Origin of the sequence: Paludisphaera sp. (genome assembly GCF_037189885.1) — a bacterium.
Classification (GTDB): Bacteria; Planctomycetota; Planctomycetia; order Isosphaerales; family Isosphaeraceae; genus Paludisphaera.
In genome coordinates this window covers 1-23,085 of record NZ_JBBCIR010000063.1, presented here as the reverse complement: position 1 = coordinate 23,085, position 23,085 = coordinate 1, and the positions used below count along the sequence as shown (strand labels likewise).

19 protein-coding genes are annotated in these 23,085 nt (G+C 71.2%); 6 read left to right on the top strand and 13 right to left on the bottom strand.

Annotation, left to right across the window (positions count from 1 at the left end; all coding sequences use genetic code 11):
- Positions 1-99 precede the first annotated feature (99 nt).
- The 10 genes from fusA to mutL form a co-directional block, all read right to left on the bottom strand.
- Positions 100-2,178 carry an elongation factor G gene (fusA, locus tag WG209_RS17600; RefSeq protein ID WP_337176387.1) on the bottom strand — a complete coding sequence of 693 codons (2,079 nt, stop codon included), beginning with the start codon at positions 2,176-2,178 and terminating at the stop codon, positions 100-102.
- 165 nt (positions 2,179-2,343) lie between these two features.
- A complete protein-coding gene (hisA, locus tag WG209_RS17595) occupies positions 2,344-3,075 on the bottom strand; it encodes a 1-(5-phosphoribosyl)-5-[(5-phosphoribosylamino)methylideneamino]imidazole-4-carboxamide isomerase (RefSeq protein WP_337176386.1) in 732 nt (243 codons plus the stop codon).
- 28 nt (positions 3,076-3,103) lie between these two features.
- A complete protein-coding gene (locus WG209_RS17590; RefSeq protein WP_337176385.1) occupies positions 3,104-4,324 on the bottom strand; it encodes a S53 family peptidase in 1,221 nt (406 codons plus the stop codon).
- A 646-nt stretch (positions 4,325-4,970) separates the two neighbouring features.
- Positions 4,971-5,576, bottom strand: a complete 606-nt coding sequence (gene hisH / locus WG209_RS17585; protein ID WP_337176384.1) for an imidazole glycerol phosphate synthase subunit HisH — start codon at positions 5,574-5,576, stop codon at positions 4,971-4,973.
- A 97-nt stretch (positions 5,577-5,673) separates the two neighbouring features.
- Positions 5,674-6,300: a hypothetical protein gene (locus tag WG209_RS17580; protein ID WP_337176383.1), complete on the bottom strand. Its 627-nt coding sequence runs from the start codon at positions 6,298-6,300 to the stop codon at positions 5,674-5,676.
- Positions 6,301-6,357: 57 nt separating this feature from the next.
- On the bottom strand, positions 6,358-6,729 hold the full coding sequence (locus WG209_RS17575) for a DUF1049 domain-containing protein (RefSeq protein ID WP_337176382.1): 372 nt from the start codon (positions 6,727-6,729) through the stop codon (positions 6,358-6,360).
- Between the two features lie 81 nt (positions 6,730-6,810).
- Complete coding sequence (locus WG209_RS17570) at positions 6,811-7,761, bottom strand: prepilin peptidase (protein WP_337176381.1); 951 nt, start codon at positions 7,759-7,761, stop codon at positions 6,811-6,813.
- On the bottom strand, positions 7,752-8,306 hold the full coding sequence (locus WG209_RS17565) for a shikimate kinase (RefSeq protein WP_337176380.1): 555 nt from the start codon (positions 8,304-8,306) through the stop codon (positions 7,752-7,754). The genes WG209_RS17570 and WG209_RS17565 overlap by 10 nt, the downstream gene beginning before the upstream one ends.
- A complete protein-coding gene (gene aroE / locus WG209_RS17560; protein ID WP_337176379.1) occupies positions 8,303-9,808 on the bottom strand; it encodes a shikimate dehydrogenase in 1,506 nt (501 codons plus the stop codon). Before aroE ends, WG209_RS17565 begins: the two co-directional genes overlap by 4 nt.
- Positions 9,809-9,911: 103 nt before the next feature.
- The gene (mutL, locus tag WG209_RS17555; RefSeq protein WP_337176378.1) at positions 9,912-11,879 is read right to left on the bottom strand and encodes a DNA mismatch repair endonuclease MutL; all 1,968 of its coding nucleotides are present in this window, start codon (positions 11,877-11,879) and stop codon (positions 9,912-9,914) included.
- 270 nt (positions 11,880-12,149) lie between these two features.
- Here mutL and upp point away from each other — a divergent pair, with 270 nt between their 5' ends.
- The 3 genes from upp to WG209_RS17540 are packed head-to-tail and all read left to right on the top strand — an operon-like array spanning position 12,150 to position 15,089.
- The gene (gene upp / locus WG209_RS17550) at positions 12,150-12,785 is read left to right on the top strand and encodes a uracil phosphoribosyltransferase (RefSeq protein WP_337176377.1); all 636 of its coding nucleotides are present in this window, start codon (positions 12,150-12,152) and stop codon (positions 12,783-12,785) included.
- A gap of 20 nt (positions 12,786-12,805) precedes the next feature.
- Complete coding sequence (locus WG209_RS17545) at positions 12,806-14,131, top strand: thymidine phosphorylase (RefSeq protein ID WP_337176376.1); 1,326 nt, start codon at positions 12,806-12,808, stop codon at positions 14,129-14,131.
- Positions 14,132-14,186: 55 nt separating this feature from the next.
- Positions 14,187-15,089, top strand: a complete 903-nt coding sequence (locus WG209_RS17540) for a purine-nucleoside phosphorylase (protein WP_337176375.1) — start codon at positions 14,187-14,189, stop codon at positions 15,087-15,089.
- Here WG209_RS17540 and WG209_RS17535 read toward each other — a convergent pair.
- The 3 genes from WG209_RS17535 to WG209_RS17525 all read right to left on the bottom strand — a co-directional run bounded on the left by WG209_RS17535 (position 15,074) and on the right by WG209_RS17525 (position 17,742).
- The gene (locus tag WG209_RS17535) at positions 15,074-15,739 is read right to left on the bottom strand and encodes an HAD family phosphatase (protein ID WP_337176374.1); all 666 of its coding nucleotides are present in this window, start codon (positions 15,737-15,739) and stop codon (positions 15,074-15,076) included. The two genes, WG209_RS17540 and WG209_RS17535, sit on opposite strands and share 16 nt — an antisense overlap.
- A 34-nt stretch (positions 15,740-15,773) precedes the next feature.
- Positions 15,774-17,165, bottom strand: coding sequence for a redoxin domain-containing protein (locus WG209_RS17530; protein ID WP_337176373.1), 1,392 nt, complete (start codon positions 17,163-17,165; stop codon positions 15,774-15,776).
- 82 nt (positions 17,166-17,247) lie between these two features.
- Positions 17,248-17,742 (bottom strand): L-2-amino-thiazoline-4-carboxylic acid hydrolase, encoded by a 495-nt coding sequence (locus tag WG209_RS17525; RefSeq protein ID WP_337176372.1) that lies wholly within the window; start codon positions 17,740-17,742, stop codon positions 17,248-17,250.
- 34 nt (positions 17,743-17,776) lie between these two features.
- On the opposite strand from WG209_RS17525, the gene WG209_RS17520 reads away from it, so the two are divergent.
- From WG209_RS17520 to WG209_RS17510, 3 genes are all read left to right on the top strand, one after another.
- Positions 17,777-18,673, top strand: coding sequence for an alpha/beta hydrolase (locus tag WG209_RS17520; RefSeq protein ID WP_337176371.1), 897 nt, complete (start codon positions 17,777-17,779; stop codon positions 18,671-18,673).
- A gap of 137 nt (positions 18,674-18,810) precedes the next feature.
- A complete protein-coding gene (locus tag WG209_RS17515; protein ID WP_337176370.1) occupies positions 18,811-20,094 on the top strand; it encodes an aminopeptidase P family protein in 1,284 nt (427 codons plus the stop codon).
- Between the two features lie 104 nt (positions 20,095-20,198).
- Positions 20,199-22,598, top strand: coding sequence for an exo-beta-N-acetylmuramidase NamZ domain-containing protein (locus WG209_RS17510; protein WP_337176369.1), 2,400 nt, complete (start codon positions 20,199-20,201; stop codon positions 22,596-22,598).
- The last annotated feature ends 487 nt before the right edge of the window (positions 22,599-23,085 follow it).

The following is a 23,085-nucleotide window of genomic DNA, read 5'->3' as shown; positions in this document are numbered from 1 at the left end:
TGTCTCGCTCGTCCCCCCCTCATCCGGCCCTTCGGGCCACCTTCCCCCACCAGGGGGGAAGGCCGTTAAGATCGTCTTGCCAGGATCATCGCCGCGAGGTCACTCCTCCTCGATCCCCGCGCGCGACTTCTGGTAGCGGTCGACGACCTGCTGCTGGACGTTGGGCGGCACGGGCTCGTAGCCTTGCATCTCCATGGTGAACGCGCCCTGGCCGGACGTCATGCTCTTGAGGGTCGTGGCGTAGGAGAGCATCTCGGCCAGCGGGACGACGGCCTGGATGCTCTGGAGGCCGCCGGGGAGCGCCTCCATGCCGGTGATGTGGCCGCGCCGGGTGGACATGTCGGCCGAGACGTCGCCGAAGAACGACGCCGGGGCGGTCACCTCCACCGAGACGATCGGCTCCAGCAGCGCGGGGCGGGCCTTCTCGAACGCCTTGCGGAAAGCCCAGTCGGCGGCCGTCTTGAACGCCTGCTCGGAGCTGTCGACCGGGTGGTCCTTGCCGAAGTAGACCTCGACTTCCACGTCGACCACCGTGTTGCCGGAGAGGATCCCCTTCTCCAGCCGCTCGCGCACGCCCTTCTCCACGGCCGGGATGTACTGGTTCGGGATCACGCCCCCCTTCACGGCGTCGATGAACGTGAAGCCCTTGCCGCGCTCGGCGGGGCGCACGCGCAGGTGGACCTCGGCGAACTGCCCCCGGCCGCCGGTCTGCTTCTTGTGACGATGGTCGGCCTCGGCCGGGGCGGTGATGGTCTCCAGGTACGGCACGTGGGGGATGTGCGTGGTCATCTCCAGCTTGTAGCGGTTCTTCAGCCGCTGCTGGATGACGTCCAGGTGCAGGTCGCTCATCCCGGAGATGACCAGCTCGTGCGTCTGGGCGTCGCGACGGATCGTGAAGGTCGGGTCCTCGTCGGCGATCTTGGCCAGGCCGGCGGAGATCTTCGCCTCGTCCTCGCGGGCCTTCGGCACCACGGCGCGCGGGACCATCGGCGTGGGGAAGTGGATCGGGTTGGCCCGCAGGCGGGGGACCGTCGCGTTGCCGCCGACGTTGCTCACCGTGTCGCCGACGTGCAGGTCCTCGAACTTGGCGACGGCCACGATGTCGCCGGCGATCGCCTCCGGAACCTCCTCCTGCGCCTTGCCCTGCATGACGTAGACGTGCCCGGCCTTCGCCGTCTTGCCGCTGCGGAGGTTCACCAGCGTGGTGTCGGGCGCGACCCGCCCGGCCAGGATCCGCAGGAAGCTCAGCTTGCCCATGAACTGGTCGTTGGCCGTCTTGAAGACCTGCGCCACCAGCGTCCCGTCCTCGACCGGCAGGATCTCCTCGTCCCCCTCCTCGGCCCCCTCCTCGCTGGTGCCGTAGCGGTGGACGTCCTCCGGGTTCAGCCCGCAGGCGGCGATCAGGTCCAGCAGCTCCTTGAGCCCCAGGTCCTTCTTGGTGCAGACGCACAGGACCGGGATCAGCGTGCCGGCCGCGATCTCGTCGTGGGCCGCCTTGCGCAGCTCCTCCGCGCCGATCGCCTCCCCCTCCAGGTAGCGCGTCATGAGCGCCTCGTCGGCCTCGACGATCTGCTCGACGACCATCCGATAGGCCTCGGTCGGCGGCAGGGGGCACTCGGGGGGATCCTCGTCGTGGTCGCGGATCACGTCGACCAGGCCGGCGAACTCGGGGCCCTGGCCGACCGGGACGTTGAACGGGACGCACGAGGGGCCGAAGGTCTCGCGGATCGACTCCAGGAGGGCCGGGTAGTCGACGTTCTCGGCGTCCATCTTCGTGACGGCGATGAACCGGCCCAGGCCCCGGCGCCTGGCCTCGTTGAACAGCCGGCGGGTGTTCATCTCGATCCCGGCGGGGGCGGAGACCGTCAGGACGACGTTCTCGACGGCCGCCAGCGCGCTGATGGCGCCGCCGATGAAGTCGGGGTAGCCGGGCGAGTCGACCAGGTGGACCTGGCGGCCGTCCCAGGCCAGGTGGCCGAGGTTGCAGTCGATCGTGATGTGCCGCTTCTTCTCCTCGTCATCGTAGTCGAGGGTGCTCGTCCCGTCGTCCACCGATCCCTTGCGCGGCGTCGCGCCGGCGATGTAGAGCAGGGCGTCGGCGAGGGTGGTCTTCCCCGACGCCCCATGTCCGGCCAGCGCGACGTTCCTGATGTCCTTGACGTGATAGGCCGTTGTCATGGCTGTCGTCCTTCCGAGAGGGGTGAGCGACGCATCGCGACGAAGGCGCGTCGGCCTGGCTCGGCGCGCGACGGGGCGCGACCGAAGCCGACGCGTCGGCGGCCGTCCGATCCGGATCCGGTGATGTCTCGACGCCCGGAACGAGGCGCGAAAATCAGCCTTCGCTCAGGGGCGGTTGGACGCCCGCCCCGCGCGCTCCACGGCGTCTCTCAGCGTGAACTTGCCCTCGTAGAGGGCCCGACCGACGATGCAGCCGGCCACCGGGATGCTCGCCGTCCGCTCGACGTCGGCGAGTTCGCCGACGCCTCCCGAGGCGATCACCGGCGTCTTCACGCGGCGGCACAGCTCGGCCGTCGCGTCCAGGTTCGGCCCTTCCAGGGTGCCGTCGCGCGCGATGTCCGTGTAGATGATCGCCGCCAGCGGCAGGCCGTCGAACCGCGCGGCCAGCTCGGCCGCGGGGACGTCCGACGTTTCCAGCCAGCCGCCGACCGCCACCATCCCGTCCCTCGCGTCGAGGCCCAGGACGAGCCGCCCCGGGTGCTTCTCGGCCATCGAACGGAACCACTCGGGATCCCGCAGCGCCTGCGTGCCGACGATGACCCGATCGAGCCCGGCCTCGAGCCAGGTCGCGATCGTCGCCTCGTCGCGCACCCCCCCGCCGAGCTGGCAGGGGACCGAGACCGAATCCAGGATCGACCGCACGGCTTGGACGTTGACCGGCTTGCCGGCCTTCGCCCCGTCCAGGTCGACCAGGTGGATCCGCTCCGCGCCCTCGGAAACCCAACGCCCGGCCATGGCCGCGGGATCGTCCCCGAAGACGGTCTCGCGGTCGTAGTCACCCTGCTGGAGGCGGACGCACATTCCGCCGCGCAGGTCGATGGCCGGGATCACTTGCATGGGGATTCACCGAAACGAAAAGACGGTCTTACCTGAAATCAACTCTAGCCGCGCCGACCGGCGGTCGCAAGGACCGACCGGGGCCGAGTCGCGGCGGCGTCCGGACCACCCGCGGGAACGTCGCCGGCCGCCTCGGGGGCGGAGTCCGCCGACGCGTCGGCGCCCGGCCATTCGGCGTCGCGGACGGCTCCGGCGCCGGGTCGCGGGCCAGCGCGGGGGCCAGTTCCTCCACGTCCGGGACGCCCAGCCCGGCGGCCGTCGGGGAGACGCCGTTCGTCACGCCCCGGAAGGCGGCGGTCCCGGCCAGGGCGTAGAGCGCGGGGAGCGTCTGGGAAGGTCCGTCCAGGCTCCCTTTCCCCTCCAGCGCGCGGCCCTGGTTGACCATCGCCACGATGGCGGCCCACGCGGGCGCCCCCAGGCTGGTCCCGCCGGAAGTCCGCCATCCCCCCTCGGACGCGCCCGGCGGCGTGTGGTAGACCGCCACGCCGGTCGCCGGGTCGCCGAGGAACGCGACGTCCGGCGTGGTCTTCCTGGCCCCCGGCTGGAACGCCGCCTGATAGCCCGGCCTCGCGGCGAATCGGGCGGGCCCGCTGGCGCTCCCGGACCAGAGCGATTCCGAGAGCACTCCTCCGCCGGGGCCGAGCGTCACGGCGGTCCCCCCCACGCCCACCACGTTCGGCGAGCTGGCCGGGTACATCGCGCCGCCGGCCGCCCCATGGTCGCCGCTGGCGGCGACGAAGGTCACGCCGACGTGCCCCGGGGGGGTCGTGAATCGAGGATCGTAAACGTGCTGGCCCGACGATTCGGCGAACCCGAAGCTCATCGAGACGACCGTCACGTCGGGGATGTTCCGCGCGACGTCGATGGCGGCGAGGACGTCGTCGCCGGAGTCGGACCTGGCCTCGACCAGCACGATCGACGCGCCCGGCGCCAGGGCGTGGGCCCACTGCACATCCATGGCCGATTCCGCCGCCCAGGTCGCGTCGGTCGAGTCCCCCGCGAGGTTCACGACCGTCACGTCGGCCGTCGGCAGACCGAACGCCCGGTCGAAGACCTCCAGGTCGGACAGCAGGTTCGGGTTGTGGTACGACGCGACGATGGCGATCGTCTGCCCCGACCCGTCCCACGCGACCCCGTCGAACCCATAGGCCGCGCGGACCTGGGCCGGCGTGTAGCCGGAGAGCAGCCGACGATCCTCCATCCCCTCGACCCGCGGGGCGAGGCGACGTCGCCGCGCGATCTTCCCCATCGGCCGGTCCTCCGACGATTCGGCCGTCCCCGCCGGGGCGATCCCTCGTCCCCACGCGCGCCGGGCGCGGTCCTTCACCGTGGAGCATGGCCGACGATTCGTCGCGGGGTCGGATTCCGTCGCGGATTCCCGGAGTCCTCCGGGCGCTGGCGCGGATGGGCGGGATGATGACGCCAGGGCCGACCCGCCGGAGAGGCGGCTCGGGCGGGCGGAGCCAGATCGGGATTTTTCTTCGAGAGCATGAAATCTCGCCGCCCGGCCCGCGGAGCTTACTGGCGAGAGGTTCCCATGCTCCTTGGCAATTCGACGGCATCGAAAACGGCCACGGTGCCCATGTGGCCGAAGGACGACGGACCTACGGGACGCAAGTCGGTGCATGCGTGCGCTTGGCCGGGTCTCGCCAGCCGGCGCGCGAGGCACCAGCATAGGGTGCCCCCAAGGGGAGAGGGACTGTTCGCGGATCAGCGCCGCCAGCTGACCGCCATGCCCCCGCGGCGGGCCGTCGTCATCCCCGAAGGGCGATTGGAAACCACTTCGAAAATGACGAACGACGCCAACTTCCTCGCGACGCAACTCGCCATGGGGTCACGCCATGCGGCGAATCAAGCGTGGCGGCGCGATGACGAACGAAGCCAACTCCGGCGGCTTACCGCCGGGCGAAGTTGGCGTACATCGACAGGCCGACGCGCTGGCTCTTTTCCGGGTGGAACTGGCAGGCGGTGAGGTTGTCGCGGTTGACGACGGCGGTGAAGGGGCCCGGGTAGTCGGCCGTGGCGGCCACGTCGGCGGGGTCGTCGGGGACGGCGTAATACGAGTGGACGAAGTAGACCGACGGCTCCTCGCCGATCCCCTCCAGGAGCGGGATCGGCCGGCGGATGGCCAGCGTGTTCCACCCCATGTGCGGGACCTTCAATCCCGGGCTGGGCTCGAACCGGACGACCTTCCCGGGGATGAGGTCGAGGCCCCGGTGCTCGCCGTCCTCCTCGCTGGTGGTCAGCAGGAGTTGCAGGCCCAGGCAGACGCCCAGGCAGGGCTTGCCCGACCGGACGGCCTCCCGGAACGCCTCGTCCATGCCGGCGCGGCGCAGCTCGGCCATGGCGTCGGCGAAGGCGCCGACGCCCGGCAGGACCACGCGCGAAGCCGAGCGGAGCCGGTCGGGATCGGCGGTGATCTCGGCCTCGTGACCCACCGCCTCGAACGCCTTCTGCACGCTCCGCAGGTTGCCCATCCCGTAGTCGATGATGACGATCATGCCGCGCCTCGATCCTCCGAACATTCGTCGCCTGGCCCCTGATGGTATCCGGACCACCCGACCGACGGCAACGACGGCCGCGGGGTTCGGCCCGACCTCAGCGCTTCGGGGGGACGTCGAGCGCCGCGCCCTGGGCGATGGGGGTCCAGCGCATGTCCTTCTCGCCGAGCCCCAGATCCTCGTCGGTCGGGGAGGGTCGGGCGCGGCGGGAGGACGAGGAAGAGGAGGGGCGGTCGGATCGCGGAGCGTCCTCGATCCGGATCGGGGGGATCTCGTCGATCTCCTCCGAGCGGGAGATCTGGGCGGCGGGGGGCTTGCGCCGGGCCGGGGAGGAGCGGCCGGCGGGGAGCGTCCTGGGGCGGGCGAGCGGGGCGTCGGCGTCGGGGTCGTCGTAGCCCCGGTCGCGCATCATGTTCCGCATGTCGTCCAGCCGGGCGGTGATCTCGCCGTTGTGGAGCTGCTCTTGGACGAGCCGGTCCTCGAACTGGCGGTTCTCCTCCTTCAGCCGGGCGATCTGCGTCTTCAGCTCGTCGTTCTCGAACTCCAGCCGGCTGAGGCTCGACTTGAGCTGGCTCGACGAAGGCCCGCCGGTGATGTACGTCCCCCGTCCCGAGCAGCCGACGAGCGCCGACGCCGCCATCAAGACGGCGAGCCGCGCCGCGAGGAGTGCTCGCGTCGAGGGGATCCGGTTCCGGGGGTGGGCGTCAGTCGTTCGGCCGGCCACGACGTCCTTCCGATGGGATGGGCGCGAGATGGGGTCTGGTCATATTCTTCGGCCGAATCACCACGGATTATTGCGAAAGCCTTCCTCGGTTTTCGAAGCGTAGTCGGGCGGGGGCCGATCGTCGTCATGATCGCGAGCCTCGACCGGATCGGCCGGGGCGTGCTCCCCCCGCATCTTCCGGAGGGCGAAGAAGACCGTCATCGCCAGCACGGTCAGCAGCGACCCGCACAGGGCGCTCAGCAGGATGATGACGCCGAGCGTGCTCTGATAGGCCCCCATCCCGAACGGGAAGGCGACCGTCACCGCGGCGTCGTTGGCCCAGATGAACCAGAGCATCAGGCCCAGCAGCGCCGCCACGCCGATCAGCCGCCGGTAGACCCAGAAGTTGCGGATGATCGACGGCCGTCGCCGCTTGTATTGATACGCCATCGCCAGGCTCTCCCCCGGGGCGCGCCGGCCCCTCGCGGATTGTAGCCGCCGATCCCCCGGACGTCCCCCCCGGTTTCCGCGCTAGAACATCGGGCCGACGTCCACCCCCAGCGACCACCAGAACAGGGCGTGGAAGGTGTCGAACAAATTCCGCGCCCAAAGCGGCCAGAGCCACCGCCATGAGAACAGCAGGAACACGGCCGCCATGCTGATGTACGGCCCCGCGGGTATTTCGCGATCGGCGCTCGAGGATTGGAGCCCCGCCAGCCGTTTCCCGACGTATTTCGCCAGCTTCCAGCAGGCGTGGGCCAGCCCGAAGAACGGGAAGAGGAAGAACGTCAGGATCGCGGCCCGCCAGCCGAGGAACGCCCCGATCATCGCCATCAGCGTGACGTCGCCGAAGCCCATCGCCTCCTTCCGCAGCAGGAAGGAGAAGCTCGACCTGATGAACGCGGTCAACCCTCCGCCCACCAGGAACCCGACCACGCCGACCCAGAGCCCCCCCCAGGCCGTCGCGGCCGTCGCCGGCTCGGGCCGGATCCACGGGAAGGCGGCCCCCAGGCCGATCCCCAGGACCATCCCCGTCACCGTCACCTCGTCCGGGATGATCAGCAGGTCGTAGTCGATAAACGTCGCCGCGACCAGCAGCGAGACCAGCAGCGAGTGGTAGGCCAGCACGGCCAGCGAGGAGACCGGGATCTGGCCCCAGGTCTCCCGGTCCGCCAGGAGGACGTCGACGACGTAGAGTCCCAGGAACAGCAGGCCCACCAGGGCCTCGATCATCGGGTAACGCGCGGCGATGGGCAGCCCGCACGTCCGGCACTCCCCGCGCAGGGCGAGCCAGCCGAGGATGGGGACGTTGTCGCCGGCGGAGATGGGGTTGAGGCAGCGGGGGCAGTGCGAGGCCGGCCAGATGACGCTCTTCTGCCAGGGGACGCGGTAGACGCAGACGTTCAGGAAGCTGCCGACGACCGTCCCGACGCAGAAGACGCCGAAGCCCAGGAGGACCAGCAGCGGCCAGCTCACGAACATGGCCAGCGCTCCAGGATCCGCCCGGCCACCTCGTCCGGCCCCGCCCCCTGGGCCTCGACGATCAGGTCGGCGACCTCCTCGTAGAACGGGGTCCGGTAGGCGAGGACCTCGGCGATCTCCTCGACGGCCCCCTTGTTCGTCAGCGACGGCCGGGTCTCGCGGGTGATGGCGTCGGCCTCCAGCCGGCGCGCCAGCTCGGCGACGTCGGCGCGGAGCCAGGCGACCAGGCCGAACGCGCGGAGCATCCGGCGGTTGGACTCGCGGAGGATGGTCCCGCCGCCGGTCCCCAGCACCGCCCCCGGGTGGTTCGCGGTCAGGTCGCGGACGACGGCCTCCTCGATGTCGCGGAAGGCGGGCTCGCCGTCCTCCTCGAAGATGGCCCGGATCGTCTTCCCCGCGCGGGCGACGATGCATTCGTCGACCTCGACGAACGCCCGGCCCGTCCGCCCCGCGAGGACGCGGCCGACGGTCGACTTGCCCGTCCCGCGATAGCCCACCAGGACCACGCCCCGGCCCCGCCCGTCGTCGATGTTGGAGTCGCTCATTCGTCCTTCACGGATCCCAGCTTGCGCTTGAGGGCGCCCCGCATCGCCTCGATTGGGGCGTCCTGGCCGGTGTAGATCTTGAACTGGAGGGCCGCCTGGCGGAGGAACATGTCGACGCCGGTCAGGGTCGAGCAGCCTCGCTCGCGCGCCAGCTTCAGCATCATCGTGTTCTCGGGGTGGTAGATCGTGTCGAACACCACGATCCCGGAGCGGTGGAAGGCGCCGGGGGGTAGGGGGGTGTCGTCGACGTTCGGGTGCATCCCGACGGGGGTGCAGTTGATGATGACGTCGGCGATGATCGTGGCCCGCGCCCCCCAGTTGGCCGAGCGGCAGCCGACCTCCTCGGCGAGCCGGGTCGCGCGTTCCTCGTGCCGATTGACGATCGTCACGGCGGCCCCTCGACGGACCAGGCCGAAGGCGATCGAGCGGGCGACGCCGCCGGCGCCGAGGATCAACACCTGCTTGTCGACCAGCGGGCTGGCCTCTCCGGCCTCGCCCCCGCCCATCGCCGCCTCCAGCGAATCCATGGCGGCGCGGTAGTCGGTGTTGTAGCCCGTTCGGACCCCTTCGGCGTCGATCGCCACGGTGTTGCACGACCCGACGCGGTCGACCGAGTTCTCCTTGTGCTGGAGCAGCGGGATCAGGTCTTCCTTGTGCGGGATGGTGACGCTGCACCCCTTCACGCCCATCCACGCCACGTCGCGAAAGAACGCCTCCAGCCCCCCCTTCGGCACCAGGAACGGGACCAGAACCTTGTTCAGCCCCAGCGCCCGGAAGGCCGCGTTGTGGACGGCCGGGCTCAGGCTGTGGCCGATGGGGTCGCCGATCACGCCGAAGACCTCGGTCTCGGCGTCGATCTGGTGGTACAGGTAATCCTTCCTCAGCTCGTTCAGGTAGAACATCCCGGGGGCGAAGACGCGCTCGGGGTTGTAGCCGACGTAGGAGAAGGGGGCCCCGAACTTGGCGTTCAGGACGCGGGTGAAGCGGCCGACCTCCCCCATGGCGATCGCGATGGTCGGGAACCTGGCCCCCCGGCCGATCCCCAGGATCCGCGAGGCGTCGGCCATCGAGCCGGCCATCGCGGCGATCTTGACGACGTCCGGATCCTTCTCGCCGCAGCGGTTGGCCACCTCGTCGAGATCCGCGGGCGTCTTCTTCATGTCGTGGTGGCTGACGATCCGCTTCGTCTTGCCGAAGCGGCGGATCTCGCCGGCGACGTCGTCTTCCAGGTCGACGTAATCGACCCCCAGGGCGATGGCCTCGCGGAGGATCGCCCGGCGCTTCTCCTCGTCGCCGCGCCACATGCCGCCGTCGACGGCGCGACGGATCGTGAAGACCAGGGGGGTGAAGCGCTGGTCGAGGAGCCGCTTGAGGTCGGGCTCGCGGCGGAGGCAATCGACGCGCAGCTCGACCATGTCGGCCCCGGCCGCCGCCGCCGCCTTCCACTCCCCGATCATGGACGAATGCCGGCCCCGCCCGATCGTCGCACAGATGACAGCCATGACCCGTTCACTCCCCGCCGCTCGGCGTCGGCCCCGACCCGATCCCGACCGGGTGGATTTTACGCCACCGACCCTGGAGGCGATAGGGGGAGTCGGCGGGGAACTAGATCCTCCCGAACTGCTTCTCCAGTTCCGACTTGGTGAAGATCAGGGCGGTCGGCCGGCCGTGCGGGCAGTGATGGGCGTCGTGGGCCAGCTCGCGGCGGGCGAGCAGGGCCTCGATCTCCTCCGGCGTCAGCTTCTGGCCGGCCTTCACGGCCGCCTTGCACGAGACCATGTGCAGGAGTTCCGCAACCAGGCCGTCGCGCGTCGGGGGGAGGGGCTGGGTGGCCAGGTGCTCGGCCAGGTCGCGCACCAGGCGCTCGGGATGGGCGTCGCGGAGCATCGCCGGGGTGCTCCGGATCAGGATCGTGTCGCCGCCGAAGCCCTCGACCTCCAGCCCGAGCGTGGCCAGCAGGTCGGCGTGCTCCAGCAGGGTCGCGGCCTCGTCGGCCGGCATGTGGACCGGCTCGGGGACCAGCAGCCCTTGCGATTCCACGCGGCCCTCGGCCACGCGCTTGCGCAGCTCCTCGTAGATGATCCGCTCGTGCAGGGCGTGCTGGTCGATGACCATCATCCCGTCGCTGGTCTCGGCGATCAGGTAGCTGTCGTGGACCTGGATCGCCTTGGCGTGCGGGGCGAGTTCCGGCATCCCCGGCGACGCCACGGCCGCCGGCGCCGGCTCGGGCGGCGTGGCGGGCGGCGTGGCGTCGGCCCGCGACGGCTCGGCGGCGAACTCGTCGAAGGGCTCGGCCCGCGCGAAGTCGAGCCGGCCGGGGAGGTTGGCCGCCCACTCCGGGGGCCGGGCCTGGCCGAAACCCTCCGGGAATGGCGGCGGCGCCGCGGGCGTCCTCGACGGCTCGAACCACGAGGCGATCGCCCGGCGGTCGGTCGGTGGGGAGTCGAGCGCGTAGGACGGCTCGGGCCTCGCGGGGGGCTTAGGGGCGGGCGCGGGAGCGGGGGCCGACGCGGGCGGCCACGACGCCGGCGCGGGTGCCTCGGACCCCTTCCCCGGCGGGACGGGCTGGAGCCGGCTGTGGAGGTCGCTGGCGAGGAATGTCTGCCGCAGCGTGGAGAGGAGGTGGCTGTAGACGCGCTGGGGGTCGCGGAAGCGGACCTCGATCTTGGTCGGGTGGACGTTGACGTCCACTTCCTCCGGCGGGATCTCCAGGTTCAGGAACGCCACGGGATTGCGGCCCACCATCAGGAGGCCGCGGTACGCCTCGTTGAGCGCGTGCGAGAGGCTCCGATCGCGGACGTACCGGCCGCCGAGGAACAGGTACTGACCCTTGGTGCTGGACCGGCTCTGCGACGGATGGCCGACGTAGCCCCAGAGGCCGGTCTGGTCGAGCTTCCCCTCCACCCAGAGGAGCGATTCGGCCATCTCGCGGCCGAAGAAGGCGGCGATGCGGTCGCGGACCCCGGCGACGGCCGGCAGGTCGTGGACGACCTTCCCGGCGGATCGGAACGTCATGTGGACCTGGGGCTGGGCCAGGGCGATCCGGGCGAAGGTCTCGGCGACGTGGCCGGCCTCGGTGGAGTCGGACTTCAAGAACCCGCGACGGACGGGGGTGTTGTAGAAGAGGTTGCGCACCTCCATCACGGTGCCGACCGGGCAGCCGCAGGGGCGGATGGGGCCGGCGATGCCCCCCTCGATCACGATCTCCGACCCCTCCTCGGCGTCGGCCCGGCGGGTCTGGCAGCGGACCTTGGAGATCTCGGCGATCGCCGCCAGGGCCTCGCCGCGGAACCCCAGGGTGCGGACCTTGTGCAGGTCCTCGGCCGATTGCAGCTTGCTGGTCGCGTGCGGCAGGAACGCCAGCGGGATGTCCTCCGGCGACATCCCCGAGCCGTCGTCGGCGATGCGGATCAGGTCCTTCCCCCCGCGCTCGACGGAGACCTCGACCCGCCGCGCTCCGGCGTCGATCGCGTTCTCCATCATCTCCTTGACCACGGAGGCCGGCCGCTCCACGACCTCCCCGGCCGCGATCTGGTTCACCACCGAAGGCGGCAGTTGCTGGATCAGGCCCATCCGTCCCCCCTCCCTAGTCCCTTAGACCCTCTCATTGTACTCCCTGTCCATGCGTCCAGAAAGGGGCGGTGCCGTCGCGAGGGCCACGGCAACCATACCCCATCCTTCGCGGTCGGACGGGATGGGGGCGTGATTCCGTGGGATGCTCGCGGGGAGGGGCTCATGGCGCTGGCTTCCGCCGGCCGATTGGGGAAGAATGCCCAACGTCGCGGTCCCCTCGCGCCCGCGTCGGGCGAGCGTCCGGGTCCGGATAGGGAGAGGAGGCAGGCGGTGTCGTCGGTCCACCCGTCGTCGCATCCGATCGTCGCGCGGAAAGTCTCGACCCTGCGCGACGCCCGCACCGGGCCTCCGGAGTTCCGCGCGCTGGTTCGTAGCCTGGCCATGCTGCTGGCGGCGGAGGCGACGGCCGACCTCGCCGTCCGCGAGACGTCGGTGACGACGCCGCTGGGGCCGGCTCGGGGGGGCGAGCTGGCGGACGCCGTGGCGATCGTCCCGGTCCTCCGCGCCGGGCTGGGGATGGCCGAGGGGATCCTGGATCTCATCCCCGAGGCCGAGGTCTGGCACATCGGCCTGTTCCGCGACGAGGCCACGCTCCGGCCCACCGAGTATTACAGCAAGCTGCCGAGGGAGCCGCGGGCGACGATCGCCCTGGTGCTCGACCCGATGCTGGCGACGGGGGGCTCGGCCGTCCGGGCGTGCGAGCTGCTGAAGGGGGCCGGCGTGCCCCGGCTCAAGCTGATCTCGCTGATCGCCGCGCCGGAGGGGATCGCCCGCATGGCCGAGGCCATGCCCGACGTCCCGATCCACGTCGGGGCGGTCGACGAGCGGCTGACCGAGGTCGGCTTCATCTATCCTGGGCTCGGCGACGCCGGCGACCGCCAGTTCGCCACGTTCCACGCCCCTTGAACCAGGCCAGGAGGACCGCCATGCCCCGCGCGGTTGACGTCATCCGGAAGAAGCGCGACGGCGGCGCCCTGTCGCCGGCCGAGATCGGCTGGATGGTCGAGGGGATCGCCCGCGGCGACGTGGCCGACTACCAGTGGTCGGCCCTGCTGATGGCGATCGTCCTGAGGGGGATGGACCATTCCGAGACCGTCGCCCTGACCGAGGCCATGATGACGTCGGGCGTGGTGGTGGACCTGGGCGGCATCCCGGGGCCGAAGGTGGACAAGCACAGCACCGGGGGGGTGGGGGACAAAACCTCGCTGATCCTGGCGCCGATCGCCGCGGCGGCCGGCGTGTCGGTCCCGATGGTCTCCGGCCGGGGCCTCGGCCACACCGGCGGGACGCTCGACAAGCTGGGTTCGATCCCCGGATTCCGCGTCGACGCGACGCTCGACCGCTACAAGGAGATCCTCCGCGAGGTCGGCCTGGTGATGATCGGCCAGACGGCGGAGATCGCCCCGGCCGACAAGTTCCTGTACGCCCTCCGCGACGCCACGGCGACCGTCGAGTCGATCCCGCTGCTCGCCGCGTCGATCATGTCGAAGAAGCTGGCGGAGGGGATCGACGGCCTGGTGCTGGACGTGAAGGCGGGCGACGGCGCGTTCATGCCGCGCCTGGAGGACGCCCGGACGCTGGCGGAGACCATGTGCGACGTCGGCCGGTCGATGGGCAAGAAGGTCGTCGCCCTGATCACCCGGATGGACCAGCCGCTCGGCCGCGCCGTCGGCAACGCGGTGGAGGTGGCGGAGGGCATCGCCTGCCTGAAGGGGGAGGGGCCCGACGACCTGATGGGCCTGTCGCTGGACCTCGCGGCCGAGATGGTCCGCCTGGCGGGCCTGGCCCCGTCGATCGAGGAGGCCCGAGCCGTCTGCGAGCGGACGGTCGACGACGGCTCGGCCCTGGAGCGGTTCCGCCGCCTGATCGCGGCGCAGGGGGGCGACCCCAACGTCGTCGACGACCCCGGCCTGCTGCCGAGGGCGAGGAGGACGATCGAGCTGGCGTCGGACCGCGGCGGTCGCGTGGCCCGGCTCCGCTCGCGGCCGATCGGCGAGGCCACGATGCTCCTCGGCGCCGGCCGGACGCGGGTGGACTCGGACATCGACCCGGCCGTCGGCGTGATCCTCCACAAGAAGGTCGGGGACCTCGTCGAGCCGGGGGACTCGCTCTGCAGCCTCCTGGTCAACGACAAGGCCGAGCTGGAGCGGGCCTCCGAGATGATCGCCGACGCCTATCATATCGACGACGACTTCGACGAGGCTCCCGCGCCCGTGGTGATCGACAGGCTGGTCGCCGGCGGGGTGGGATGACGATAATCGGTCGCGTCAGCGACCTTCCCCCCCGACGCGCCCCGGGAGTATCGCCATGAGCCCCACGCCCGATGTGCCGGGCCTGTTCGACAGGGCCGAGGAGGCCGCCGAGGCCGTGAGACGCGCGGCGGGCGGCCGGACGCCGAGGGTCGGCCTGGTGCTCGGCTCGGGGCTCAACGACCTGGTCGAGCGGTTCGCGGATCGGCGGGCCGTCCCGTACTCGCGGATCCCGAACTTCCCGACGCCCACCGTCGCCGGCCACGCGGGGAACCTCGTGATCGGGTCGGTCGAGGGCGCCGAGGCGATCATCCTCCAGGGGCGGATCCACTACTACGAGGGCCACGACCTGGACTCCGTCACGTTCCCGACGCGGGTGCTCCAGCGGCTGGGGGTGGAGACCTTGATCCTCACCGCCGCGACCGGCGGCGTCCGCTCGGACCTGCGCCCGGGGAACCTCGTCTGCCTGTCGGACCACCTGAACCTGATCGGGGCCAACCCGCTGCGAGGGCCGGACGACCCCCGGCTCGGCGAGCGGTTCCCGGACATGACCGAGGTCTACTCCAGGCGGCTGCGGCACGCGGCGAAGGAGGAGGCCCGCCGGCTGGGCGTGCAACTGGCCTCGGGCGTCTACGCCTGCCTCCCGGGCCCGAGCTACGAGACCCCGGCCGAGATCCGGATGCTCCGGGCACTCGGCGCCGACGTCGTGGGGATGTCGACCGTCCCCGAGGCGATCGTCGCCCGCCACGCCGGGATGGAGGTGCTGGGCCTGGCCCTGGTGACCAACGCCGCGGCCGGCGTGCTGGCGGCGCCGATCCGCCACGAGCACGTCCTGGAGGCCGGCGCCAAGGCCGCGCCGATGCTCGGCAAGGTGATCCGGCGCGTGGTCATGCGGGTCGCCGGCATGCCCGCCGGCGAGTCCGGATCCACCGGCGAGTTCCCCGCCTACCGGCCCGACTGAACCAGCCGCGCGAGCAGCTCCTCGGGGTCGAGCCGCGAGAGATCCGGGACCACCACGTCGGCCCCGGCCTCGCGCAGGGCGGCCTCGTCGTGGCTGGAGGTCACGCCCACCGCGAGCATCCCCGCCGCCTTCGCCGCGCGGATCCCCACCGGCGCGTCCTCGAAGACGATCGACTCCCCCGGCGCGACGCCCGATCGCTCGGCGGCCAGCAGGAAGACCTGGGGGTCGGGCTTGCCCCGCGTCACGTCCTCCCCCGCGACGATCGCCGCGAACCGCCCGGGAAGTCCGCACTCCTCCACGGTCAGCTCCAGGTTCTTCCGGACGCCGCTGGAGCCGATCGCCAGGACGAATCCGGCCGCCGTCATCGCGTCCAGGAACGGGCGGACCCCGTCCATCAGGGCGATCCGACCCCGGGCGAGGTCGCGATACATGGCCTCCTTGCGGTCCGAGTAGGCCAGGACGTCCGCGTCGGCGAGCGACTCCCCCAGGACCATGCGCAGGATCATGGCGTTGGTCATCCCGAACGTCTCCAGGACGAATTCGGAGGTGATCGGGAGGTCGGCCTCGGCGGCCATCGCGACCCAGGAATCCTGGTGCAGCTTGAGGGTGTCGACGAGCACGCCGTCGTGATCGAGGATGGCGAGGGGCATGGGGGCTCCGAGGAGGGCGGGGCGTAGGTTCGGCTCAGCGGCAGCGGCATTCCGCGGCGTCGATCTCGGCGACGATCCGGCGGAGGTCGGTCTCGCGGCGGGAAGGGTCGGGTTCGAGCATGGGGCGGAGCAGGGGGCCGAACGGCTCGCCGGCCTCGTCGGCCAGGGCGTCGGGGTCGATGTTGCGGATCCTGTCCATGACCTGAAGGATGTTGCCGTCGGCGAAGGCGGGGCGGCCGGCGGCCATCTCGTGGAAGACCAGGCCGAGCGCGAAGACGTCGCTGGCGAGCGTCGCCGGCTCGCCGCGGGTCTGCTCCGGAGCCAGGTAGCGCGGGGTGCCGAACAGCCCGCCGCCGTTCTCGGCGACGCCCAACTCCCCGGTCTCGTCGACGGGGACGAGGTCGACCCGGTTGAGCCGGCGAGCCAGCCCGAAGTCGAGCACCTTCACCAGGCCGTCGTCGGCGATCATGATGTTCTCGGGCTTGAGGTCGCCGTGGACGATCCCCGCGTCGTGCGCCGCGCCGATCCCCCCGACGATCTGCCGCGCGATCGAGAGCATCTCGTCGACGTCCGGGCGGCCCTCGGCCAGGCGTTCCGCCAGCGTGCGGCCCTGGACGTATTCCATCGAGATCACCGGCAGGCCGGCGGCGTCGTCGACCGTGTAGATCGTGCAGACGTTCGGGTGGTTGAGCGCCGCGACCGACCGGGCCTCGGCCAGCACCGCGCCCGGGGTCACGGGGCAGTCCGGCCGGAAGACCTTCAAGGCCACCGGCCGGTCGAGCCGGAGGTCGCGCGCCAGGAAGACCCGCGCGAACGACCCCTCGCCGATCTCCGCGTCCAGCCGGTAGTGCGAGAAGATGTTCCCGGGGTTGAGGATGGCGTAGGGGTCGACGGGCGCGCCGTCGACCATCCACTCCTCGCGGCAGAGGCCGCCGGACTGGATCGCCGTGAGGACGCGCAACACCTCCTGGCTGCGGCGGCCCACGCTCAGGTTGTGGACCACCTGATACTGGATCACCCCCTCCGGGTCGATGATGAACGTGCCGCGGTGGGCCACGTCGCGCGTGGGGTCGTAGACCCCGAAGGCCGACGCGACCGCGCCGCCGACGTCGCTGGCCAGCGGGAAGTTCAGCCCGCCGAGCCCCCCGTTCGCCCGCGGCGTGGCGAGCCATCGCTCGTGCATCTCCAGCGGGTCGGAGCTGATCGCCAGCAGGTCGCAGCCGCGCTCTCGGAACTCCTCGATCCGCTGGCTCAGGCCGATCAACTCCGACGGGCAGACGACGGAGAAGTCGCGCGGGTAGAACGACAGGACGAGCCACCTCCCCCGGTAGTCCGAGAGCCGCGCCCGCGACCGCGCGGGGTCGGGACGACGCGTGCAGGGGAGGTCGAAAAGCGGCGCGGGATTGCCGACATAGTTGGTTGGCATGGCGAACGGCGTCCGGGGCGGGATGGTCCTCGTCGTCTCATTGTACCAGGAGGACAAGCGGGGGGCGGCGAGGGATCGCAGATCAGCCCGCTTCCTCGGTCGGTCCCGAGGCCCGCCGGAACCGGAAGTCGCAGAACGGGGCCCCTTCCATGAGGGTCTGCGTCCGCTCAAGCTCGATGTCCGGGCTGAACCCTTCCGCCAGGGCGAAGTCCCGCTGGCAGGAGAGGGCGGACCCCAGGTCTTCCAGGCCCAGTCGCCGATACATCTCGGCGTAGCGGCAACGCACCACGTTGAACGACAGGCGATCGGGCGACTGTTCCAGCAGCTCGATCTCCAGGGCCCCCCCCTCCTTCCAGCGGTCGAGGGTCGCGGCGAAGGCCTCCAGGGAGGACTCGCCGAGGGACCTGGCCAGCTCCGCGCCCCCCTGGCGGGCGAGGTCGACGATCACCCGGCGCACGACCTCCATCGTCTCGTCGCGGCCGAATGCGTCGATGAATTCCCTCACGAGCGGGCCGACGATCCGGGCCTCGATCTCGCGGCGCTGGAGCAGGGAGAGGGTCGGTTCCGCGTCCGCCATCGGGTAAGCTCCCACGTTGGATAAAGGAGGGGCGATGACGATCATCCGCGCGATGGGCTGGCTGGCGGCGATCGCCGCGACGGCGGCGGCCTGGGCGACCTGGCGACGGCCGGCGGATCCGTTCGCGGGGCTGGTCGTCGTCCGGGACGCGACCTACGGGGAGGCCGACGGCCGACCGCTCCGGCTCGACCTGATCCTGCCGCCGGGCCCGGCCGACGCCCCCCGGCCGCTGGTGGTCGCGGTCCACGGCGGGAGTTGGACGGGGGGATCGCGGCGGGATTACGGCCCTCAGTTCGCCGACCTCGCCCGCGACGGCCTCGCGGTCGCCGTCGTCGATTATCGGCTCGCCCGCCCCGGAGCGCCTAGCTGGCCCGGCGCCGTCGAGGACGTGAGACAAGCCGTCGACTGGCTGATCGATCGGGCCGACCGCCACCGGATCGACCCCCGGCGCGTCGCCTTGCTGGGGACCTCCTCCGGGGGGCTCCTCGCCGCCAGGGCCGCCCAGGAAGACCGCCGGATCGCCGCCGTCGTCTGCCTCTCGACCCCCTTCGACCTGGCCGAACTCGCCGCGTCGCGACGGCTCGGGCACGAGCCGGCCGAACTCTTCCTGGGGGCCGACCCCACGGACGCCTCCGACCTCGCCGCCGACGCTTCCCCGATAACCCATGTCACGCCAGGCGGCCCCCCGACGTTGATGATCCACGGCGACGACGACGCCTGGGTGCCCCTCGATCAGGCGCGGAAGATGCTAGAGCGACTTGAGACGGCCGGCGTCCCGGCTCGACTCGTCGTCATCCCGGGCGCCCGCCACGGCTTCGAGCTTCGGGTCGGGCCGCCGGAGCCTCGGGACCTGGCCCCGGTCGTCCGGGAATTTCTCGGGGCGGCCTGGGCCGGTGGGGGGCAGCCGGAATTTGAGGGGCTTGCGCCTTGAAATCGGGAAGGCGAGGTGGAAGGATACCTTGCACCATTCCCGAAGCGATTAAGACTCACGATCCCTAGGAAGCCCTCGGTCTCCTCTCGCCTCGTCACGGGGCGGCGAGGGCTTGCGCCCATACGGGGGACGGCGCCGTGTCGACGGAGCTCCACATCGGCGGTTCGATCGGCTGGACGGCGAGCGACGAGCCGCCGACCGAGGTCTATGACCGCGTGCTGGAGACGGCGGCCGATCGTCCCGCGGAGGACTCGCTGCCGGACGTCCCCGACCCCGCCCGCGACCACGGCGACGCGGAGCGCTCGCTCCGTCGCCAGGACGTGGAGCTGAAGCATCGGCGCGTCCGCGAGTTCCTCGACCGCTCGGGCCTGGACGCCCTCGTGCTGGGCCGGGCCGACTCGATCGCATGGTTCACCTCCGGTGGGGACCTGGCCCAGGATTACGCCTCGGACAACGGCGCGATCCTCCTGTTCATCAATCGAAATTGCCGGGCCGTGATCGCCGACAATGTCCAGAGCAGCCGGATTTTCGAGGAGGAGCTGGCGGGCCTGGGCTTCCAGCTAAAGGAACGCCCCTGGTTCGACGACCCCGACCGGGTGGTGGCCGAGCTGTGCCACAACAAGCGGGTCGCCGGGGATCTGCTGTCCGAGTGCCGCCCCCAGTGGCGGCGGTCGCTCGACGCGATCCGCGAGCTTCGCCGGCGGCTCACCCCGCTGGAACGGCAGCGGCTCCGCGAGCTGGGCCGGACGCTGGCCACCGCCGTCGAGGCCACCTGCCGCAACTTCGACCGCGGCGAGCGCGAGGCCGACGTCGCCGGCCACCTGGCCCATCGCCTGATCCGAGAGGGGGTCGCCCCGGTCGACCTCCGCGTCGCCAGCGACGACCGCCTGGCCCGGTTCCGCCAGCCGACCTTCAAGGCCGCGCCCATCCTGAAAAAGGCGACGGTCGCCGTGACTGGCCGCCGTCACGGGCTCTGCGCCTCGGTCACGCGGACGGTCTCGTTCGGGCCGCCGGAGCCGGAATTCCGCTCGAACCACACCCTGGCCGCGATGGTCGACGCCACCTGCATCTTCTTCTCCCGCCCCGGCGAGCCCGTCTCCGAGGTCTTCCGCCGCGCCCGCCGGATCTACGAGAAGTTCGACGCGCCGCACGAGTGGACCCTGGACTATCAGGGCGTCCTGACCGGCTACTCCCCCCGCGAGGCCCTCCTCACCCCGGACAGCCCCATCACCCTGGAGCCGGGAATGGCCGTCTGCTGGAGCCCCAGCGTCGCCTCGGCCCGGTCGGAGGACACGATCGTCGTCGACTCGCGCGGCGACTCCCGTGGCTTCGAGGTCGTCACCGCCGCCCAGGACTGGCCGATGGTCGAGGTCGCGGTCAAGGGCTACCCCCTCCCCAGGCCCGGCATCCTGGAACGCTGAGGCTGTCGCGGGCCGCGCGCCTCTCTTAGAATGAGGCCCATCGATCCGACGCCGGGCGCGAGGCCCGGGTCGTTCCGGGCTTCGTGACGAGGGGTGCAAGGATCGTGAAACAGCGGATTACGGCCTGGCTGCTGGCGGGGCTCGTCGGGTTCAGCGGCGTCGCGCGCGGCTGGCAGGACGTCGAGGACGTGGGGCCGGATGGGTTCGAGGTCCAGTATTTCGGGCTCGACCCCGATCGGCTGGCGAAGCTCGACGCCGCCGTCGAGGGGGCGATCTCCGGCGGCCAGATCCCCGGCGCGGTGCTGGTCGTGGGGCGGTTCGGCACGCCCGTCTACGCCAAGGCGTTCGGCCAGAAGGCGGTGGAGCCGACCGCCGAGCCGATGACGCTCGACACCATCTTCGACATGGCCTCGCTCACCAAGCCGATCGCCACGGCCGCCTCGGTCATGGCCCTGATCGAGGACGGGAAGGTCCGCAAGTCCGACCCGATCGTGAAGTTCTTCCCCGAGATGGACAACCGCGGCAAGGGCCGGATCACGGTCGAGCACCTCCTCCGCCATCGCGCCGGGCTGATCGCCGACAACGCGATGGGCGACTACAAGGACGGCCCCGAGGAGGCCTGGAAGAAGATCGCCGAGCTGCCGCTCGTCGCGAAGCCCGGATCGAAGTTCATCTACTCGGACGTCGGCTTCATCGTCCTGGGGAAGCTGGTGGAGAAGGTCTCCGGCAAGCCGCTGGACGTCTTCGCGGCCGAGCGGATCTTCGGGCCGTCGGGGATGGTCGACGCCCACTTCCGCCCGACGGCGGGCGACGCCCCGGGCCGGCCGCCGGTCGACCGGATCGCCCCGACGGAGAAGGAGGGGGACGCCTTCGTCCGCGGCGTCGTCCACGACCCCCGCGCCCGGGCGCTCGGCGGGGTGGCGGGCCACGCGGGGCTGTTCGCCACGGCCGAGGACGTGTCGAGGTTCGCCGCGATGCTGCTCGCCGAGGGCGTCGGCGAGGACGGGACGAAGGTCCTCGCCCCGCTGACCGTCCGCCAGATGATCGACCCCGGCGACACCCCCGCCGGCCAGCGCCGGGGGCTGGGCTGGGACCTCGCCACCGGCTTCAGCGGCCCGCGCGGGGAGCTGTTCGGCCCGGGCAGCTTCGGCCACACCGGGTTCACCGGCACCAGCGTCTGGATCGACCCGGAGACCGGCGTCCACGTCGTCCTGCTGACCAGCCGGCTGCACCCGAAGGCCCAGGGCTCGCCCTCCGCCCTGCGCCGGGACGTCGCCACCCTGGCCGCCGCCGCCGTGAACGGCACCGTGGCCTACCCGGAGGTGGTCGAGCCCGAGCCGGCCGACGATCCCGCCGCGCTCGCCCCGCCGGTGAAGTGCGGGATCGACGTCCTCGCCGCTCGCGGGTTCGACTCGCTGAAGGGGAAGCGGGTCGGCCTGGTCACGAATCACACCGGACGCTCGGCCGACGGCCGCTCCACCATCGACGTCCTGTTCAACGCCCCCGACGTGAAGCTGGTGAAGCTGTTCAGCCCGGAGCACGGCCTCCGCGGGCTGCTCGACCACGAGAAGATCACCGGCGAGGTGGACGAGAAGACCGGGCTCCCCGTCGTCAGCCTGTACGAGGGGAAGAAGCGGAAGCCCCAGGCGGAGGACCTCGCCGACCTCGACGTGCTGGTCTACGACATCCAGGACATCGGCGTCCGCTACTACACCTACATCTCGACGCTCGGGCTGGTGCTGGAGGCGGCCAAGGAGAGCGGCAAGGGGGTCGTCGTCCTGGATCGGCCCAACCCGATCGGCGGCGTCGAGTTCGGCGGGCCGATGCGCGACGAGATGGAGGGGACGTTCGTCGCCTACCACGCGATCCCGATCCGCCACGGCCTGACCGTCGGCGAGCTGGCCAGGCTCTACAACGCCGAGCGGAAGATCGAGGCCGAACTGGAGGTCGTCCCCTGCGAGGGCTGGACCCGGTCGATGCTCTACGACGCGACGGGCCTGCTCTGGGTCAACCCCTCGCCCAACATGCGGAGCCTCACCGAGGCCCTGCTGTATCCGGGGGTCGGCTGGATGGAGGGTACGAACCTGGCGACCGGCCGCGGCACCGACACCCCCTTCGAGCGCGTCGGGGCGCCCTGGATCAAGCCCGTCGAATGGGCCCGGTCGCTGAACGCGATGCGGATCCCCGGCGCGAGCTTCACGCCCGTCGAATTCTCCCCGACCGAGCGCCAGTACAAGGGGGAGACCTGCGGCGGCGTCCACATCCAGATCACCGACCGCGCCTCGTTCGACCCGATGCGGCTGGGCCTCGGCCTGGCGCTGTCGCTCCGTCGCGACTACAAGGAGCACTGGCAGCCCGAGCGGATGCCCACGCTCCTGACCAGCCAGGCCACCTACCAGGCCATCCTGGATCTCAAGAGCCCCGACCAGATCGAGGCCCTGTGGATCCAGGGCCTCGCCGACTTCGAGGTCGTCCGCGACAAGTACCTCATGTACTCGGAGTGACCCCAACAAGGCTCGGCGAGTTGGCTTCGTTCGTCAACCGCGCCTCCGCCGCGATCGGTCATAAGTCATTGACCTGAAATCGATTTATGGCCGTCGCGGGTTGGCTTCGTTCGTCGTTTTCGAAGCGGTTTTCTCCGCCCCCGTCGGCCCGCGTCGGACGGGCCGACCGGCGAGTGATTCCATGGGACAGGGGACAAGATTCCTCGTCTCGGGGCACCGCGCGGCGACCGCCGCTCCCCGGATCAATCCTCGCGAATTTTCAAAGATCCTCCGAATCACCCGTATGCTCGGCGGGGGAGTCGCGAGGATTTCATGATTCCGAAATTAACACGGGCCAGCCGGCTGGGCTGGTCCGGGGCGAGTCTTTGTGAACCGGGTGAGGTTGCATCCCCATTCCCGGCGGGCTGACGACCCGACGCTTCCGGGATGGCATCCGGGTCCACCGCTCGCCGTCGCGAACCTCCCCCTTCTCCCACGAGGGGAGAAG